The sequence below is a fragment of the Mycobacterium sp. GA-0227b genome, assembly GCF_001499855.1.
In the GTDB taxonomy this organism is placed as follows: domain Bacteria; phylum Actinomycetota; class Actinomycetes; order Mycobacteriales; family Mycobacteriaceae; genus Mycobacterium.
In genome coordinates, this window is the sequence record NZ_LQIK01000034.1 from 127,316 (window position 1) to 145,178 (window position 17,863).

General features: G+C 67.3%; 19 protein-coding genes, 1 pseudogene and 1 riboswitch. Of the genes and pseudogenes, 7 read left to right on the forward strand and 13 right to left on the reverse strand.

From position 1 onward, the window contains the following. Window positions 1-8: 8 nt before the first annotated feature. Complete coding sequence (locus tag AU185_RS23830; protein ID WP_059101641.1) at window positions 9-2,126, reverse strand: acyl-CoA dehydrogenase family protein; 2,118 nt, start codon at window positions 2,124-2,126, stop codon at window positions 9-11. Between the two features lie 274 nt (window positions 2,127-2,400). Here AU185_RS23830 and kstR point away from each other — a divergent pair, with 274 nt between their 5' ends. Genes kstR through AU185_RS23845 form a run of 3 tightly spaced genes read left to right on the forward strand, consistent with a single transcriptional unit; the run spans window position 2,401 to window position 4,701 of the window. After that, the gene (kstR, locus tag AU185_RS23835) at window positions 2,401-3,006 is read left to right on the forward strand and encodes a cholesterol catabolism transcriptional regulator KstR (protein WP_172799375.1); all 606 of its coding nucleotides are present in this window, start codon (window positions 2,401-2,403) and stop codon (window positions 3,004-3,006) included. Between the two features lie 2 nt (window positions 3,007-3,008). Continuing rightward, on the forward strand, window positions 3,009-3,761 hold the full coding sequence (gene otsB / locus AU185_RS23840) for a trehalose-phosphatase (RefSeq protein ID WP_059101643.1): 753 nt from the start codon (window positions 3,009-3,011) through the stop codon (window positions 3,759-3,761). 1 nt (window position 3,762) lies between these two features. Next, window positions 3,763-4,701, forward strand: a complete 939-nt coding sequence (locus AU185_RS23845; RefSeq protein WP_059101644.1) for a phosphotransferase — start codon at window positions 3,763-3,765, stop codon at window positions 4,699-4,701. Here AU185_RS23845 and AU185_RS23850 read toward each other — a convergent pair. The 5 genes and pseudogenes from AU185_RS23850 to AU185_RS23870 form a co-directional block, all read right to left on the reverse strand. Next, window positions 4,698-5,798, reverse strand: a complete 1,101-nt coding sequence (locus tag AU185_RS23850) for an Rv3575c family transcriptional regulator (protein ID WP_059101645.1) — start codon at window positions 5,796-5,798, stop codon at window positions 4,698-4,700. The genes AU185_RS23845 and AU185_RS23850 overlap by 4 nt on opposite strands. Before the next feature lie 32 nt (window positions 5,799-5,830). After that, a complete protein-coding gene (locus AU185_RS23855) occupies window positions 5,831-6,697 on the reverse strand; it encodes a metal ABC transporter permease (RefSeq protein ID WP_059101646.1) in 867 nt (288 codons plus the stop codon). After that, window positions 6,697-7,473: a metal ABC transporter ATP-binding protein gene (locus tag AU185_RS23860; RefSeq protein ID WP_059101647.1), complete on the reverse strand. Its 777-nt coding sequence runs from the start codon at window positions 7,471-7,473 to the stop codon at window positions 6,697-6,699. The genes AU185_RS23855 and AU185_RS23860 overlap by 1 nt, the downstream gene beginning before the upstream one ends. Continuing rightward, on the reverse strand, window positions 7,460-8,461 hold the full coding sequence (locus AU185_RS23865; protein ID WP_059101648.1) for a metal ABC transporter solute-binding protein, Zn/Mn family: 1,002 nt from the start codon (window positions 8,459-8,461) through the stop codon (window positions 7,460-7,462). The genes AU185_RS23860 and AU185_RS23865 overlap by 14 nt, the downstream gene beginning before the upstream one ends. Window positions 8,462-8,471: 10 nt before the next feature. Continuing rightward, window positions 8,472-9,239 (reverse strand): annotated as a pseudogene (locus AU185_RS23870) (class I SAM-dependent methyltransferase); the annotation flags it as partial. Between the two features lie 208 nt (window positions 9,240-9,447). Between AU185_RS23870 and AU185_RS25405 the strand changes: the two are divergent. From AU185_RS25405 to AU185_RS23885, 3 genes are all read left to right on the forward strand, one after another. Further along, complete coding sequence (locus tag AU185_RS25405; protein WP_059157015.1) at window positions 9,448-10,158, forward strand: hypothetical protein; 711 nt, start codon at window positions 9,448-9,450, stop codon at window positions 10,156-10,158. A gap of 605 nt (window positions 10,159-10,763) precedes the next feature. Then, window positions 10,764-11,435, forward strand: a complete 672-nt coding sequence (bluB, locus tag AU185_RS23880) for a 5,6-dimethylbenzimidazole synthase (protein ID WP_059101650.1) — start codon at window positions 10,764-10,766, stop codon at window positions 11,433-11,435. Between the two features lie 28 nt (window positions 11,436-11,463). Continuing rightward, entirely contained in the window at window positions 11,464-12,219 is a 756-nt protein-coding gene (locus AU185_RS23885; RefSeq protein ID WP_059101651.1) for a LamB/YcsF family protein, read from the forward strand. Here the strand turns inward: AU185_RS23885 and AU185_RS23890 are convergent. From AU185_RS23890 to rpmB, 7 genes are all read right to left on the reverse strand, one after another. Beyond that, a complete protein-coding gene (locus AU185_RS23890; protein WP_059101652.1) occupies window positions 12,212-12,871 on the reverse strand; it encodes a (2Fe-2S)-binding protein in 660 nt (219 codons plus the stop codon). The two genes, AU185_RS23885 and AU185_RS23890, sit on opposite strands and share 8 nt — an antisense overlap. After that, a complete protein-coding gene (locus AU185_RS23895; RefSeq protein ID WP_059101653.1) occupies window positions 12,868-13,650 on the reverse strand; it encodes an ABC transporter ATP-binding protein in 783 nt (260 codons plus the stop codon). Before AU185_RS23895 ends, AU185_RS23890 begins: the two co-directional genes overlap by 4 nt. After that, on the reverse strand, window positions 13,647-14,717 hold the full coding sequence (locus tag AU185_RS23900; RefSeq protein WP_059101654.1) for a FecCD family ABC transporter permease: 1,071 nt from the start codon (window positions 14,715-14,717) through the stop codon (window positions 13,647-13,649). Before AU185_RS23900 ends, AU185_RS23895 begins: the two co-directional genes overlap by 4 nt. Then, window positions 14,714-15,694, reverse strand: a complete 981-nt coding sequence (locus AU185_RS23905) for an ABC transporter substrate-binding protein (RefSeq protein WP_059101655.1) — start codon at window positions 15,692-15,694, stop codon at window positions 14,714-14,716. The genes AU185_RS23900 and AU185_RS23905 overlap by 4 nt, the downstream gene beginning before the upstream one ends. Before the next feature lie 89 nt (window positions 15,695-15,783). After that, window positions 15,784-15,907, reverse strand: a riboswitch (cobalamin riboswitch). Between the two features lie 19 nt (window positions 15,908-15,926). Then, a complete protein-coding gene (locus tag AU185_RS23910; protein ID WP_059101656.1) occupies window positions 15,927-16,205 on the reverse strand; it encodes a WhiB family transcriptional regulator in 279 nt (92 codons plus the stop codon). Continuing rightward, a complete protein-coding gene (rpmG, locus tag AU185_RS23915) occupies window positions 16,205-16,369 on the reverse strand; it encodes a 50S ribosomal protein L33 (protein WP_059101657.1) in 165 nt (54 codons plus the stop codon). Before rpmG ends, AU185_RS23910 begins: the two co-directional genes overlap by 1 nt. Next, window positions 16,369-16,605 carry a 50S ribosomal protein L28 gene (gene rpmB, locus AU185_RS23920; RefSeq protein WP_059101658.1) on the reverse strand — a complete coding sequence of 79 codons (237 nt, stop codon included), beginning with the start codon at window positions 16,603-16,605 and terminating at the stop codon, window positions 16,369-16,371. The genes rpmG and rpmB overlap by 1 nt, the downstream gene beginning before the upstream one ends. A gap of 62 nt (window positions 16,606-16,667) precedes the next feature. Here rpmB and mrf point away from each other — a divergent pair, with 62 nt between their 5' ends. After that, a complete protein-coding gene (gene mrf, locus AU185_RS23925) occupies window positions 16,668-17,855 on the forward strand; it encodes a ribosome hibernation factor-recruiting GTPase MRF (RefSeq protein ID WP_059101659.1) in 1,188 nt (395 codons plus the stop codon). Window positions 17,856-17,863 lie beyond the last annotated feature (8 nt).

Here is a 17,863-nt window from a genome sequence, read left to right on the forward strand (position 1 = left end):
CATGACTTCTAGCGGGGTAGCCCCAGCAGCCGCTCGCCGGCGAGGGTGAGCAGGATCTGCTCCGTGCCGCCCGCGATGGTCAGGCAGCGGGTGTTGAGGAAGTCGAACACCGTGGGGTTCTCGACCACGCCGCCACCTTCGGACAACTCCATCCGCAGTTCGGCCAGCGCCTGTCGGTAACGCACCCCGATGAGCTTGCGCGCGCTGGCTTGCGGGCCCGGATCCTGGCCTCCGACAGCGAGTTCGGCGATCTTGTGATCCAGCAGCGAGCCGACCTGGGCCGCCACGATCAACGAGCCGAGTTGATCCTGGCCGGCCACGTCGAAGTCGAGCGTGGCGATCTGCTCGAGCAGTTCCTCCATGGGATTGCCGAGCGCGGTGCCCGCGGCCATCGCGACCCGCTCGTTGGCGAGCGTGGTGCGGGCCAACCGCCACCCGTCGTTCACCTGGCCGACGACCATCTCGTCCGGGACGAACACGTCGTCGAAGAACACCTCGTTGAACAGGTTGTCGCCGGTGATCTCGCGCAGCGGGCGGATGTCGATGCCCGCCGACTTCATGTCGACCAGGAAGTACGTGATGCCTTTGTGTTTGGGCGCATCCGGGTCCGTGCGCGCGAGGCATACCCCCCACGCCGCCTTGTGCGCCGCCGAGGTCCACACCTTCTGTCCGGTCAGCTTCCAACCGCCGTCGGCGCGGACGGCCTTGGTGCGCAACGCCGCCAGATCGGATCCCGCGCCGGGCTCGGAGAACAACTGACACCACTGCAGCTCGCCCCGCAGCGTGGCCGGCACGAACCGCTCGATCTGCTCCTGGGTGCCGTGCTCGAGAATCGTTGGAGCCGCCCACCATCCGATCACAAGGTCCGGCCGCGACACCCCGGCCTTGGCCAACTCCTGATCGATCAGCAGCTGCTCGGCGGGGCCGGCGCCGCGCCCGTACGGCTTGGGCCAGTGCGGTGCCTGCAACCCCGCGTCGGCCAGCGCGGCCTGCTGCTTCTCGACGGGCAACGCGGCGATTTCGGCTACGGCCGAAACGATTTCGGGCCGCCTGTCCGCGACCGACGCCAGGTCGATGTGTAGTTCACGACGCACCCCCTGCTGCGTCAACGCGGCGATCCGACGCAGCCAACGCTGCGCTCCGCCGAGGAAGTGCCCGATGCCGTAGGCGCGGCGCAGATACAGGTGCGCGTCGTGCTCCCAGGTGATCCCGATGCCGCCCAGCACCTGGATGCAGTCCTTGGCGTTGGCCTTGGCCGCGTCGATGCCGACGGCTGCTGCCACCGCCGCAGCGATCGACAACTGCTGCTCGTCGCCGTCGGCCACCGCCCGCGCCGCATCGGCGGCCGCCACGGAGGCCTGCTCGGAGCGCAGCAGCATTTCGGCACACATGTGCTTGATGGCCTGGAAACTGCCGATCGGCTTGCCGAACTGCTCGCGCACCTTCGCGTAGTCCGTCGCGGTCTGCAACGCCCAGCGGGCCAGGCCCGCGGCCTCCGCCGCCATCACCGTCGCCGCGATGTCGATCACCCGTTGCGCCGGTGCGTTGACCGCCTCGGCGGGCGCGGCGTCGAGCACGACGCGCGCCAGCGGCCGCGAGAAGTCGGTCGCCTTCAGCGGTTCGACCGAGACGCCGTCGGCGCCGGCGTCGACCAGGACGAACCCGTCACCGGCGGGCAGCAGCAACACCCCCGCGGCGTCGGCGCCGAGCACGTACTCCGCGGTGCCCGAGGCGCGACCGTCGGTGACCTGCACATCCCCGCTGAGCGCCACCCCGGCGACCCGGTCACCGGCGGCGAGTGCCTGCAACACGTCTGACTGCTGGAGCACCAGCGTGGCCAGCGCCGTCGTGGCGATGGGGCCGGGAACCAACGCGGCGGCCGCCTCGTCGACCATCGCGCAGAGGTCCTCGACCGTGCCGTCGGCGCCACCGTGCTCCTCGGGCAACGCGACACCGAAGATGCCGAGTTGGGCCATCCCCGCATAGGGTTGCCGCCAGGCGTCCGACTGGCCCTGCTCGACGTCGCGTGCAGCCGAGATGGCGCCGGAGGCTGCTGCCCAGTCACGGACCAGCTCCCGTACGGCCGACTGCTCGTCGGCGATGGTCCCCGGGGATGCGAGCGACACCGTCCACTCCTAGCGATTGGGTGAGAAGGCGGTGCTCCTCACTAGAACGTGTTCTAATAGTGCCAGCGATCGAACGTCAAGTCGACCGTCATTACAGCAGGACACGTCGGTGCCAATGCGGGTGTCGAGGTGAGAAAATGAGGATCGGCATGCGTATCGTTTCGAAACGAGAACGCACGACGAAGGAGTTGCCCGCCGCATGTCCGGCCCCTCGCAGTCAGCGCCCGCCAGCTCGGGTTCGGCGTCGGATTCCCGACCGCGCCAGGTGATGAACGTGGCGGTGCTGTCCGAGTCCGAGCTCGGCTCCGAAGCACAGCGTGAGCGTCGCAAGCGCATCCTGGACGCCACGCTGGCCATCGCGTCCAAAGGCGGCTACGAAGCCGTTCAGATGCGTGCCGTGGCCGAACGCGCCGATGTCGCGGTCGGCACCCTCTATCGGTATTTCCCGTCGAAGGTCCATCTGCTGGTTTCGGCGCTGGGGCGCGAGTTCGAGCGGATCGACGCCAAGACCGACCGCGCGGCGCTGACCGGCGGCACGCCCTATCAGCGGCTCAACATCATGGTGGGCAAGCTCAACCGGGCGATGCAGCGCAATCCGCTGCTGACCGAGGCGATGACGCGCGCATTCGTGTTCGCCGATGCCTCGGCGGCCGGTGAGGTCGACCACGTCGGCAAGTTGATGGACTCGATGTTCGCCCGCGCCATGAGCGACGGTGAGCCGACCGAGGACCAGTACCACATCGCCCGCGTGATCTCCGACGTCTGGCTGTCGAATCTGCTCGCCTGGCTGACCCGGCGGGCCTCGGCGACCGACGTCAGCAAGCGGCTGGATCTCGCTGTGCGGCTGCTGATCGGCGACGGGGAGCACCCTAAGATCTAGGCGTGCTCCCGGCGGATCTGCAGCGTGCGCTCACGGCGGCCGCAGCGACACCGCGGCTGCTCGTCAGCTCTGATTTCGACGGCACCCTCGCACCGATCGTCAGCCACCCGGCGGACGCCCGACCGCTCGCCGACGCCGCCGATGCCCTGGCGTCCCTGGCCGATATTCCGCAGACGGCAAGCGCGTTGATCTCCGGGCGCGCGCTCGAAGTGCTGCGCGAGCTGTCCGCGCTGCCGCCGGCGGTGCATCTCGTCGGCAGCCACGGCGCCGAGTTCGCGTCCGGGTTCACACACGACATCGACCGCGGGCTGCTGGACCGGATCACCGCCGAACTCGACGCCATCGCGGCGGACCGACCGGGAGTGACCGTCGAGACCAAGCCCGCCAGCGTTGCGTTGCACGTCCGCAACGCCTCCGCGGACGACGGCGAGGCGGCGCTAGCGGCGGCCCGTGCGGCGTCGACGGCATGGGATGCGCAACTGACCGAGGGCAAGGCGGTGCTGGAGTTCGCGGTGATCCAGACCGACAAGGGGCAGGCGGTCGACATCTTGCGATCGCAGGAAAAGGCCACCACTGTGGTGTTTTTCGGCGATGACGTGACCGACGAGAAGGCGTTCCGGCGACTGGGCGGTGACGATGTCGGCGTGAAGGTGGGGCCGGGTGAGACGTTGGCGACCTATCGGGTGGACTCGCCCGAAGACGTTGCCGCTGCGCTGAAGTTCCTTCTCGACGCGCGTCGTTCGCAGTCGGGTTGACGTGCTGACCGACGCCGAGATCGCCGCCCGGACCGCACGGGCGGTTGCCGCAGCCGCCGCGGCCGGTGTCGACCTCGGCCTGCGTGTGGACGAACCCCGGGTGCTCTACGAGGCGTTCTCGGTGATCGTCCATTTGTCGCCCGCTCCGGTCGTGGTCCGGGTGCCCACGGTGCTGCCGCCGTCGTACACCAAGGACCCGCACGTGCAGACCAGGCAACAGCGCGCGGAACTGGCGGTGACCGGATGGCTCGCCGACCGTGGTCATCCCGTCGTGCCGCCCAGCCCGCTGGTGCCGCGCGAACCCGTTCGGCGCAACGGCTTTTCGATGACGTCCTGGCACTTCGTCGAGCAGATTCCAGACGCAGAGCCGGACATGGGCCGGCGGATGGAGCAGACCGCGCGATTGCACGCCGCGCTTCGCGACTACGACGGAGAACTGGAATTCTGGGCGCCGTTCAACTCCTACATCCCCGAAGGGCTTGCGCAGGTGCGACTCCTGCCCGAGCTGGTTTCTGCGGCTGATCTCGAACGCGCCCAACGGGAATGGGCCGTCATCGCCCCGGTACTGACGTCACGAGCGGCCTTCGAGGCGGCGTTTCCCGGTGTCGACGTGCAGACCATCCACGGTGATGCGCCGTACCACAACATGATCACCACTTCCGCCGGCGAACTGTGGTCGGACTTCGAACTCGTGACGTTGGGCGCGATCGAATCCGATCTGGCGTTGACCGGCCCGGAGGCCGTTGCCGCGTATGACGCGGCCGCCGCCGCGCTGGGGTTGCGCCGCACCGACGACCGCGTGTTGCGAATCACCGAGGCGGCCGGCCGGCTCGCGATGATCGCGGCGCTGGCGATGGCACCGGCCCTGCCGATGCTTGTCGAGGGCATCGCGCCGATGATCGACCAATGGCGCGCCACCGCGCCGCTGACCGAAATCTAGGCGGGCGGACCCGCGGTGCGGCCGCGGATGACCTCGGTGTCGAGCACCTCGACCACGGGTAGCCCGCTCCGAGGCGGGTGGTGCAGCAAACGCCCTGCGCGACGGCCCTTTTCGAGGCTCGGCTGCGCGACGGTCGCGAGGCCGCGCCGCAGCGCCTCGGGGACTCCGTCGAAGCCGGTGACAGTCATCTGGCCCGGCACATATATTCCCCGGGCCCGCAGATGGTCCATCGCCGAGAGCGCCAGCACATCGGCGGTGCACATCAGCGCGGTCAGCCGCGGGTTGGCGTTGAGCGCGACCTCCGCCGCCGCACCGCCCGAAGTCCGAAGGTGCTCATAGCTTTCCACCACGGTCAGCGATTCCGGGTCGAGTCTGGCCGCGGCCATCGCATCCCGCACACCTGCGATTCGCTCCCGCTGTACGTGGAAGTGCGGTGTCTGCAATCGGTCCGGGTCGGCAACCGTCGGACCTGGCCCGCTGCGCGGCCGGTCGCGGCCCAGCCGCATGGTCAACAGGCCGATCTCCCGATGTCCAAGCTGCAGAACGTGTTCGGCGAGCTGGCGCATCCCGGCACGGTCATCGATGCACACATGCGTGGCGCCCGGTACGTCCTTGGGTTGGTCGACGACCACCATCGGAAGATGGCGCTGCTGGACCACGGCGAGATACGGGTCGTCGTCGGACGCGGAGTACACCACGAAACCGTCCACCCCGGCGGCCAGCACCGCAGCCGTGCCGTCGCCGACACTGCGGTTGGGGCCGATCGCCACGAGCAGCAGTCCCTGCCCGGCCGCTTCACAGGACTCGGCCAGGCCGGCGACGAAGTCGAGCGCGGCCGGGTCGCTGAACGAGTAGTTGAGTGGTTCGGTGATCATCAGCCCGACCGCACCAGCCTTGCGGGTGCGCAAGGACCGCGCCACCGGATCCGGACCGGGGTAGCCCAATCGCTTCGCCGTGGCGAGTACCCGCTCACGAAGATCCGCCGACAGTTGATCAGGCCGGTTGTAGGCGTTGGAGATCGTGGTGCGCGAAACCTTCAGTTCCGCCGCCAGAGATGCCAGGGTGGCCCGCCGTCTGGGCGTGGGACTCCTGGGCATGCTCTCGGAGAGTAGCCGAAGCAGCTTCCCGCTCAGGTGACCAGCACGCGATCGGCAGTTTGTCGAAGGCCACGCTGCGCGGCCCACACCACTGCCCAGACGCTGCACGCAACCGTGACGATCACAAAGCTGGGTGGCGCGTTGAACATCGCCGACAGTCCCAGCCCGGCCCACACCGAGGCGAGACTGAACCCGGTGGACAGCGCGATCGCCCTGCCCGGCCGTGGTGTCAGCATGATCGCCGCGGCAGCGGGAGTGACCACGAGCGCGAACAGCAGTAGCGTGCCGACCGCCTGCACCGCCATCGTCACCGCCAGACCGAGAAGCGCCATGAACGCCACCGACAAGGCGCGCACCGGCACTCCTTTCGCGTCGGCCACCTGGGCGTTTACCGAGGTGAACAGCAGCGGCCGGTAGATCATCGCGACGCACAGCGCCAGCACCACCAACAGCGCCGCGAACATCACGATCTGTTGGTCGGAAATCGCCAGCAGGTTGCCGAACAGGACGTTGGTCATGGTGCTCGAACTCCTGGTCGCCAGCGAGTTGAAGAACAGCCCGAGGCCCGTCGCCATGGCCAACACGGTGCCGGTCGCCACCTCGCGGTCGGCGGCCCGTCGTCCCAGCGCACCGATGACCAGGGCACCGCCGATACAGAAGACGCCCAGTCCCACCGCGACGGGGACGCCGACCAGGACCGCGCCCGTCGCGCCGGGCAGCCCGATGTGGGCGAGTGCGTGGGCGGCGAACGCGGTGTTGCGCACGACGACGAAGTAACCGATGAGCCCGGCGGCCAGTGCGACGATCGTGCCGCCGATCAGCGCATTGCGCATGAACGCCGACGTGATGATGTGCCACCAGTTCTCCTGATAGCCCAGTGCGACGATGGTCGTGTTCATCACGTCTTCCGCGTGTACAGCTCGCCCTGCGGGGTGTGTACCACCTGAACCCGGGTGCCGTAGAGGTGGCTCAGCAGGGTCTCGTCGACGACACCGTCGAGAGTGTCGAAGTGGGCATGCCCGTCGAGCAGGTAGATGGCACTGGTGAGCACGCCCAGCAGCGGGTTGAGATCGTGCGCGACGACCAGGATGGTGACGCCGAACTTCGTGTTGACCCGCGAGAGGACGGCGACGATCTCGCGTTGGCTGCGCAGGTCCAGCGAGGCCAGCGGCTCGTCGAGGATGAGCATCCGGGGTTTCGAGACGAGCGCCTCGGCCAACGCGACCCGCTGGCGTTGCCCGCCCGACAGTTGGGACAGCCGCTTGTGCGCAACCGCCGTGGCGTCGACGGCGGCGAGCACTTCGTCGACACGATGGTTGTCGTCGCGGCTCGGGCGGCCGAATCCCCACCGGTGCCCCGTCAGGCCGAGCATCACGGCGTCGCGAGCCCGGATCGCCTCACCGGAGGCCGACGCGTAGTTCTGGGGGACGTAGCCGATGGCGTTGTTCAGCACGCCGGCCGGTTCGCCGAAGACACGGACATGTCCCGACGCCGGCGGAAGCAGGCCGAGCACGATCTGCAGCAGCGTGGTCTTGCCCGCCCCGTTGGATCCGATGACGGCGACGATGCCGCCCGCAGGCACCTCGAACGTCGCTTCCGACCAGATCAGTCGCCCGCCGCGCGCGGCGCTGACGTCGTCGAAGGCCAACGCCACCCCGGTATCAGGTTCTGACACCGAGCGCCTCGCCGAGTTCGGTCAACTGGTTCACCTGCCAGCTCTGGAACGAGTCGGTATCCGGCGGCACGGTCTCGGTGATGTCGACCACCGGGACGCCGGCCTGTTCTGCGGCGGCTCGAAGCTGTTGCGGGACAGCGCCTTCCGTTTGCACGTTGTAGATCAGCACGTCGACGCCGCGATCGGCCAGCAGTTGCAGGAAGGCATCGAGATCCGCGGGCGACGGTTCGGAGTCGTTGGCCGAGGCGACCTGATAACCCCGTGGGGTGCGGTTGACCAAGCCGAGCGCCGCGCCCATGTCGTCGAACACGGTCTCGGTTGCCGCATAGGACTTGCCGGAGGCACCGGCCCTGATTGAGTCGATGAGCTCATCGTACGGCTTGAGGGCCTCGCGGAACGCGGTGCGACGCTCGTCGAAGTAGCCCGCGGCGCCGGCCGACAGCTCGCGCAGCCGCGCGCTGACCGCGTCGGCGACCGCAGTCACCGTCGCCGGGTTGTACCAGGCGTGCGGGTTCACGTCGTGGTCATGGTCGTGGCTCTCGCCCTCGTGCTCGTGGGCCGCGCCGCCGACGGCCAGCGCGTCGACGACCGGCGCTTCCGGCGCCGCGCTGGCGGCGAGCTTGGCCGCCCACTCGTCGTAGTGGCCGCCGTTGAGAACCACGAGTTGGGCACCCTCGAACTTCGCCGCATCGGAGGGTGCGGGTTCGTAATCGTGCGGGTCGACCGCCGAACTGGCGAGCACCGTGGTGACGCGAGCGCAGTCGCCGCCGAGTTCGGAGACTATGTCGCCCCATTGGTCGACGCTGACCACGACGTCGACTGGCGTGCCCGGGCAGGCGCCGGTGGTGTCCGCCGCGTTAGGGCGGGAGTCGCCAGCTCCGCCGCATGCCGCCAACCCGAACGGGGCAGTCAGCACGAGGCTCGCAAGAAGTGCGCGAACAGCGACAGTCTTGGCGGTGATCATGGCGACAATGATAACCATTTTCATAGTGCGTCGCCTACATGGGTTCGGCGGCGATCACGTAATCGTTGCCGTGCCTCAAACCGTCTTCGCGTTCGTCGAGTTCCAGCGCCCGGGCGCGGAGTTCTTCGACGTAGTCGCGCATAGTCGAGGCGAGGTCCTTCGACGGAAAACGTTCGAGCCGCGTGAGACACATGTTGAGCTGACTGTGGATGTAGCGGGCGCGATATCGGATAGGAAACCGCCGCGCTTCGAGCATGCGAAAGCCGGCCGTGCCGAGCCGCCGCTGCATCCAGTCCAGCGGAAACTCCCGGTATGGTCGCTCGCCGGCAAGCAATAGACAGGCATCCCGCACACGACCGATTTCCCAGATGACTCTGCCGCTTTCGGTGGTGGGTTCGAATTGGACGTAGGGTTCCAAGCCGATGATGTAGACGCGGCCACCATCGGCAGCTAGCGGCCGCAGCCGTGCGAACACTCGGTCCTGCCAGTAGGGCGCGAAACCCTCGATTGCGCCGACGAGGTAGTCGACCAGCACGGTGTCGAAGGTTTCTCCGGTGAGCAGACTGTCATCGATCCAATTGCCCACGAGCAACCGATCCTGCGGACGTACCGACGATCCCAAGGTGTCACGGGTCTTGTCTGCCATGCCGCGGGCGGCAGTGACGGCCGTCCAGCGCTCGGTGGGCAATGTCAGGATCCACTCGAGTGAGTTCACTCCGGTCCCAGCGTCGAGAAAACTGCCCCAAGCCCGATCGCCGTGCAACTCTTCGATATAGCGAAACAGCGATGAGATAGCCGGTTTTCCGTCCATGCGGTCACCGCCGCCGTCTGCGTAGGAAATTCCAGCTGTCCGCAACGGCGCGCGGGGTGCCGAGGAGCCAGCGGCCGGCCAGGGCCAAAGCGGCAACGAGCGCCGCAAGCCCCGTCCACATGATGGGTGATGTCCAGGCGGCGGGCTCAACCGAAGGCTGCGCACCGGCATCGGCGTCCGCCGCTTCGGGGTTGCCCTGATGGCCGACGTGATCGTGATCGTGGCCCTCGTGGTCGTGGTCGTGGCCTTCGTGATCGTGGACGTGGTCCTGGCCGAGCTCGTGATTGTGGTCGTGGTCCTGGCCGAGCTCGTGATTGTGGTCGTGGTCCTGGCCGGGCTCGTGAGTGTGGTCGTGAATCAGCCCATGGGCGTCGTCGCCGGAATGGCTGTGGCCGTGGTCATCTGCCTCGTGAGCGTGATCGTGTTCTTCGTCGATGTGGCTATGCGCGTGCCCTGCGCTGTGAGTGTGTTCGTGCTCTTGTCCGGCACCGCCGTGGCTGTGGCCGTGACCGTCTCTGTCGCCGCCGCCGTGGCTGTGGCCGTGACCGTCGTCGCCGCCGCCACCGCCGTGGCTGTGGTCGTGGCCGTCATCGACGCCACCACCATGGCTGTGATCGTGACCGTCATCGACGCCATCGTGATCATGATCGTGGCCGTCGTCGTCGCCACCACCATGGTCGTGGCCGTCGTCGTCGCCACCGCCATGGTCGTGGTCGTGACCGTCGTCGCCGCCACCGTGATCATGTTCGTGATCGTGATCATGACCGAGCGGCGGGTCGTTGCTCTCGGTTCTGCGCGGTGCACCGTTTCGGTCGGCGGCAACATCGGTCCCCGCGTCACCGTCCCTCCCGGAGCCGACAGTCACCTTGGGTTTGGTGCTGTCGCCGCGAACATGGGCAGTGGCGCCTGAGGATTGGCCATCATCACGACCGGAGCCGACAGTCACCTTGGGCTTCTCGTGGTCGCCGCGCGCAGGGGCGGCTGGCGTCGAATCACTGCTTCGACCGGAGCCGATGCTCACCTTCGGGTCGTTCGACCCACGGTCGTCGGAACCCGAGACGCCGGAGTGGTCGCTGACATCCGACGGGCTCAAGGGACGCTCATGACCGACCAGGTCTACCGCCGGCTGCTCAGCGGATTCTGCTCGCAAAGAGCAAACCGCGATGGATGGATCGGTGGTACGTGCACGCGAGACGCTGTCTGTGTAGGCAGCAATCAACACCGCCACCGACGGAACCACCCATACCCACCGCATGTTTGCCTGCACGTGTCGACCTCGAACTTTCTTGGTTCCCCAATAGATAGGCGGTCACGTTAACGATAATGAACATCGTTTTCAATAGCTGGCTGCGTTTCCAACTTGTCTCGGCCGCAGGAGGCCGCGAGAAGTCCGATTCCTGGGCGCTGCTCAGCCGGACCGGATGCTGATCACCGGCCAAGCGGCGGCAACGCTCTGAGTCGAAACATCTTGCGTCCCTTATCTGGTGTAGCGGTGACTCCGCCTAGGCTGACCGCGTGACAGAGCATGCCTTCACCCCCGCCGAGCGGCGGGCCGTCTACCGGGCGATCACCGAGCGACGCGATATGCGCCGCTTCGTCACGGGTGCAACGGTGCCCGAGGACATGCTTGCCAGGCTCCTAGAGGCCGCTCACACCGCGCCGAGCGTCGGACTCATGCAGCCGTGGCGGTTCGTCCGGATCACGGACACCGACTTGCGGCGCGAGATTCACCGCTTGGTCGACCAGGAGCGGTTGCGCACGGCGGAGGCGCTGGGGAACCGCGGCGACGAGTTCCTGGCACTCAAGGTGGAGGGGATTCTCGAATGCGCCGAGTTGTTTGTGGTGGCGCTCGCCGAAGGTAGGGCGTCACACGTGTTCGGCCGTCGCACGCTTCCCCAAATGGATCTCGCGTCGGTGTCGTGTGCGTTGCAGAACATGTGGCTTGCCGCCCGAGCCGAAGGCCTTGGCATGGGCTGGGTCTCGATTTTCGAACCACGCGATCTCGGCGCGCTGCTGAATATGCCCGATGACGCCGAACCCGTCGCCGTCATCTGCCTTGGGCCAGTACCGGAGTTCCCTGAGCGCCCCACCCTCGAGATCGAGAGGTGGACGCTTGCACGGCCCCTCGCCGAATTCGTTTCGGAGAACTCCTGGCACGATTCGCGTCGCCGTACAGAACTCACCTGATCCACGGCGTACGCCTAAGCTCTGTTGAATGAGGATCGACCTCAATGCCGACCTCGGCGAGGGCTTCGGAGTGTGGCACCTCGGCGATGACGAGGCCATGCTCGACACCGTCACCAGTGCCAACGTGGCGTGCGGCTTCCATGCCGGTGATCCCGCCCTGCTGCTGCGGACGTGCCGCGCCGCGGCCGAACGCGGCGTGCGCATCGGCGCGCAGGTGAGCTATCGGGATCTCGCCGGGTTCGGCCGTCGCTTCATCGACGTGCCGCCCGACGAGTTGACGGCCGAGGTGATCTACCAGATCGGAGCGCTGCGAGCGCTTGCCGAAGTCGCCGGGTCGACCGTCAGCTACGTCAAACCCCATGGGGCGCTGTACAACGCGATCGTCTCCAACCGGGACCAGGCGCACGCGGTCGCCGCGGCGGTGCATGCCGTCGACGCGACCCTGCCGGTTCTCGGGCTCGCGGGTTCGGCGTTCTTCCGCGAAGCCGAACAACTCGGGCTGCAGACAGTGCCCGAGGCCTTCGCCGACCGGTCCTATCGCCCGGACGGTCAACTGGTGTCGCGGCGCGAGCGTAACGCGGTCCTGCATGACACTGCGGAGATCGCCGACCGGGTCGCCTCGATGGTGAGCGCGGGCAGGGTCGCCGCGGTCGACGGGTCGACGATTCCGATCGCGGTCAAATCGATTTGTGTGCACGGTGATTCGCCGGGTGCCGTGCAGATCGCGACGGCAGTGCGGGAACGGCTGCTGGCCGAGGGCGTCGAGATCGGCCCCTTCAACTGAGTCGTCGTAGCGCACAGTCCGAACATTTCGACCCGTCACCGATGCGGTAGTAAAGGCAGCAGCTGCGGCGGCGAAAAGCCAAGTTGTGTTTGACCGTTCCGGATCCCGCGAGGCGTCCCGTCTCCAACAACGACCGAGCCAGGCGGGTGGCGTCGCCGCGGAGCTGCGGCCGGAGGGAATACAACGCGCGGGTCGCGGCGACCAACGCGGACGCGATGTTGCCGTAGAGCAGCGGGGGCGCGACCTTGACACGCAGTCCGTCGGCGAGCCGCTCCAAGTGCCCTTCGACGACGATGCGGTAGAGCGCGTTCGCCAACTGCGCGTCAGCCCGCGAGCCTTCGGGCACAGAAATTCTCAGCGCCGCGCTGTCATTGGCGCGCTGTAAGCCGATGAGGTCCGGCACCACGCCGTGCGCGACGGCGCACGCGAGGACGGGCGACCACAACCTCGACGCGTGACTCATCTGGACAAGCGACGCGCTGACACGACGGTCGGTCGTGCGGTACCTCCGGCACGTCGCATCGATCAGGTCCGCGTAGCCGTCGGCATAACACTCTTCGACTGGACGCCAGCCTCGATCATCGCCCCCAACGGCGATCGCGAAGAATCCGCCGTATCGTGCGACCTCGGAGAGTTCCGTGCTGATCCTCACCGGGCCTGCACCTTCGGAGTCACGTTGACCCGCAACAGGTTGGTGTCCTCATCGATGTCGACCCGGGTATCGACGCCGTAGACATCCGCCAGCATTTCGACCGTCAGGACCTCGGCCGGGGTACCGGTCGCAACGACACTGCCATGATCCAGGGCGCAGATCCGGTCGCAGTATGCCGCAGCGAGATTCAGGTCGTGCAGCGCGGCAATGACGGTGGCGCCCGTCGTCCGGAGCAGGTGCAGCGCATCATGCTGGTGACGCAGATCGAGATGGTTGGTCGGCTCGTCCAGCACGATCGTGTCGGTGCGTTGTGCGAGCGCCCGCGCGATCAACACACGTTGCTTCTGTCCGCCCGAGAGTCGGTCGAACGGCTCGTGGGCCAACGCCGATACGTCGACGGCGTCAAGCGCCTCAGCGATGATCCGACGGTCGTCGAAGTTGTCGCCTTCGAACGCGCGCTTGTACGGCGTCCGCCCCATGGCGACGACGTCGAACACGGTGAGCTCGAAATCGCCAGCCGTGTCCTGAAGTACCGCCGCCAACCGTCGTGCCGCTCGCTTGGCAGGCATCCGCCAGACGTCTTCGCCGTCGATCAACACGCGGCCCGACCTCGGTCGCTGGGCACGGTACAGCGTGCGCAGCAGCGTGGTCTTGCCTGCACCGTTCGGCCCGACGACGCCCACCATCTCGCCGGCGCCGACATGCAGGGAAACGTTGCTGATCAACGCTTTACGTCCGACCGTCACAGTGACGTCATCGATGTGAATCCGGCCGGTCATGCCGGTGCCTTGCGTCGCATCAACCAGAGGAAGTACGGGCCACCGACGAGCGCGGTGAGAATTCCGACCGGCAACTCCTCCGGCGCGGCGACCGTGCGCGCGGTGATGTCGCACACGATGAGAAACGAGGCGCCGAGCAGCGCGGCCGCGGGCAACGCGCGACGGTGGTCGGCGCCGACAAGCATGCGCACGATGTGCGGCATGATCAAACCGACGAAGCCGATCGCACCGCTGACAGCGACCATCGCGCCCACCATCAACGCGACCACGACGAACATCGCTGCGCGGAACCGGTGTACGTCCAAACCCAGCGCTGTCGCGGCCTCTTCACCGCCGTACAACAGGTTCAGCGACCGGGTCACCGCCAACAGCGCCGTCACACCGATTGCCACAACAATCGCCGGTATCCACACCATCGCCCAGGTCGCCCCACCCAGACCGCCGAGCATCCAACGCACCGCGGACTGGGCCTTGTGCGGGTCATCGGACGTGACGATCAGCAAACTCGAAGCGGCCGAGAGCACCTCGGCTACCGCGACCCCGGCGAGTATCAACCGCATCGTCGTCATCCGACCGCCCGTCCGGGCCAGGAAGTAGACGGCGACCAGCGCGGCCAGCGCTCCCGCGAACGCGGCCAGCGGCAGCGCCAACAGGCCGACTCCGACGCCGGCCACCAGCACCGAGACCGCACCCACCGACGCGCCCGACGAGACACCCAGCAGCATCGGGTCGGCCAGTGGATTGCGCACCACCGCCTGCAACGCCATCCCGCATGTCGCCAAGCCGGCGCCAACCACCGCCGCCAGCACGACCCTGGGCAACCGCGCATCGAGCACGATCGAGGCACGTGTCGGCGGCCATGTCGCGTCCAAGAACACCGGATTGAGTTCGTGCAGCAGGATTTGCCACACCTGCCCCGGAGGAATCGCCACCGACCCGATGGTGACCCCTGCGGTCATGCACACCAACAGCAACACCACGAGCAGCGTGAGCGCGACACTGTATGGAAGCCGTCCGCGAACCGGCGGTGCCGCCGAGGCCGGTCGGTCCAGGATGGCCGCCGTCATCCGATTCGGCCCGGGTGTAGCTGTTCGGCAAGTGATTTCACCGCGCGCCCGACACGGACACCGGCGGTGATCGACGACAGCGGCAGCACCGCGAAGCGCTGGTCACGAATCGCCGGCACTCGCTGTAGCACCGGGTTCTCCAGCAGAAACCTCTTCTTCTGCTCGACCGACTGGTCGCCATAGTCGTAGATCAGGATGACGTCAGGCGCCCGCTCGGCGAACTGTTCGAACGACACGTCGGCCCACACCTTCGGCACGTCGGCGAACAGGTTCCGCCCGCCCGCCGACTCGATAATCTGGTTGCCGATACCTTTCCCGCCGGAAGTGAACACCGTCGTCTCGCCGCTGTCATAGACCGCGACATCAATCGGCGCGACACCGTGGATTTGATCACGACTGTCCTGCAGGGTGCGGCGTTGACGTTCGATCTCCTGTTCGGCTCGCTCTCTGACACCGAATATCTCTCCCAGCGTTCGGATCTCATCGTCCACCGCGGACGCCGTCATCGGCCCGGAGGTGCAGTTCTCGGTGTTGAGATGGGTGTCGATGCCCACCTCGATCAGTCGCTCTCGTCCGCGCCCTTCCTTGTCGTCGAATGCGCTTGCCCACCCTCCGTAGACGAAGTCGGGCTCGGCGGCAAGCAGCGTCTCGAACGACGGGTACTCGTCGGCGATCACCGGAATCGAGTCATAGGCATCCTTGTACTCCGGCAGGATCTGGTCGTCCAGGAACGCGGTCCCGACCATGGATTCCTTCAGCCCCAGCGCCAACATCGTCTCGATCGCGTGCTGATTCAGGGCGACAGCCCGCCGCGGCGGACGCTCATATGTCGTGGTGATGCCGCAGTTGGTCACGGTGACGGGAAATCCCGCCAAGGCTTCACCGGCCGCGTTGTCCGATGGTGGTGCCGGTGTACCGCATCCCGCGGCAAGTAGTGCCGAGATCGCCGCCGTGGCAAGGTATCGACGCGCCGCCATTCTCCGTACCTCCCGTCATGGGCGGACGCGACGGGAAGCGCGCTCGGTATGCCGAGGCCGTCCTCGCCGGGGAAATCCGCCCCAGTTGTGGTGAGGAGGCGACCGCGAGGAGTATCTGGCTCCCGGCGCGTCGGAAAGACCGCGCCGATCACAGTGGCGGGACCGCGCCGGATTCACACCGGCTTCCTCGGGGTCACGGTCGCCTGTCGGCATCGATCCTGCCACACAGTGGTCAGCCGGCGCTCTTCCGATCAACCTGGCGAGATACGGCGAGCCGCTGCCGCTCCCGCGGCGTCGTCGCGCCCCAGATGCCCCAGGTCTCCACATTGGTCAGGGCGTACCGCAGGCAGTCGCGTTGCACGGGACACCCGCGACAGACTTTCTTGGCTCGTTCCTCGCGAATTACCCGGCGTTGACCGCGCTCGGCATCTGACGCGAAGAAGATCTCGGTCGGCAATCCCCGGCACCGCGCACGCAACTGCCAGAGTCGGTTGGCGGCTCCCGTGGCCATCAGCGCTCCTCGCGAAAGTCGACGTGGCGCCGGACCACCGGGTCGTACTTGCGCAACACCAAGCGATCGGGGTCGTTGCGCCGATTCTTGCGCGTGACATACGTATAGCCGGTACCGGCCGTCGACCGCAGTTTGACGATGGGCCGGATATCGTTGCGCGCCATCAGATTCTCTGCCCTTGCTTGCGTAACCGGACGACCACGGCCTCGATGCCGTCGCGGTCGATGACCTTGATTCCCTTGGCACTGACTCGCAGTGTGATTCGGCGGCCCTCGGACCGGAGGTAGTACCGCTTGGTCTGGATGTTCGGGTTCCAGCGACGCGGGTTCCGCCGGTGCGAATGCGATACGGAATTGCCGAAGCCGGGTGCTCGGCCGGTGACCTGACAGTGCGCGGACATGTTCCTCCTCGGCTGGGTACGCTAACGTTAATGACAATCATTTTCAACTCAGGGGAGGTCGAGTGCGCACTCCAGTGGTGCTGATCTGCGGTCAAGGCGATGCCGACGGTGTCGCCGAGGTGTTGGCCGGCGCGTCCGGCGCGGTGGTGGTCCGTCACACCTACGACGGTCAGGTGGTGGTGCGCAGCGTGACCACCGGCGGGCAAACGTCAGAGTGGCCGCTGGAGTTGGTCCGCGGTTGTGTCGCATGCACGGTGCGCAACGACCTCCTCGTCCTCCTGCGCCGGCTCCATCGGCGTGCGGACGTGAATCGCATTGCGGTGCACCTGATGCCGTGGCTGGAACCGGAGCCGGTCTGCTGGGCGATCGAGAATGTCCGTGTGCGGGTTGGCCCCGGCTACGTCGACGGGCCGGCGGCGCGCGATGTGTGCATCCACGCCGTGGTGACGTGTGTCGATGCCCGCGGCTGGCTGGAGCAGGCTGTCGGTGAGGACTACCTCGACGACGGCCGGACAGTGGCACAGGTGGTGGTGGCGCAGGCCGAGTTCGCCGACGCGTTGGTACTCAGCGAACCGCACGCCCAGACGCTGAAGGTGTTGCGGCGGTTGGCCCCTCGAGCGCGCCTGACCGTCGGGGCTGGACGGGTTGAAGTCGCGCTGGCCAATCTCGAGCCCGAGAGCAGGCGCGGGCGCAGCGACAGTCCTCACGGTCCACTGCTCGCGGGCCAACCGTCCCTGGATGCCGACGGCGACGTCGGCTTGTTGCTCTTCTCTGCGCGGCGCCCGTTTCATCCGGAGCGCCTGCACGCCGCGCTCGACGTGCTGCTGGACGGCGTGGTGCGCACCCGGGGCAGGCTGTGGTTGGCCAACCGCTTCGACGACGTCATGTGGCTGGAATCGGCCGGCGGCGGAATGCGGTTCGAATACGCGGGTCGGTGGCTGGCGGCGATGAGTGCCGGGGAACAGGTCTACGCCGACCCGCACCGCGTGGCGCTAGCCGCGGCCGACTGGGACGACCGCCTCGGTGACCGGCACGTGTCGATCACCGTGCTGGTGTGTGGTGCGGAACCGGAGGAGATCGTCGATGCGTTGCGCACCGCGCTGCTGACCGACGAGGAATGGTCGCGCCCCGGCGAATGGCCCAGCTACCCAGACCCGTTCGGGGATTGGCACGAGGATCCCTGCGATACCGGCGCGGAACTGGCGAGTGACATGGGCGCGACGTCCTTCGACGGCGAGGACCGCACCTAGAGTTGGCG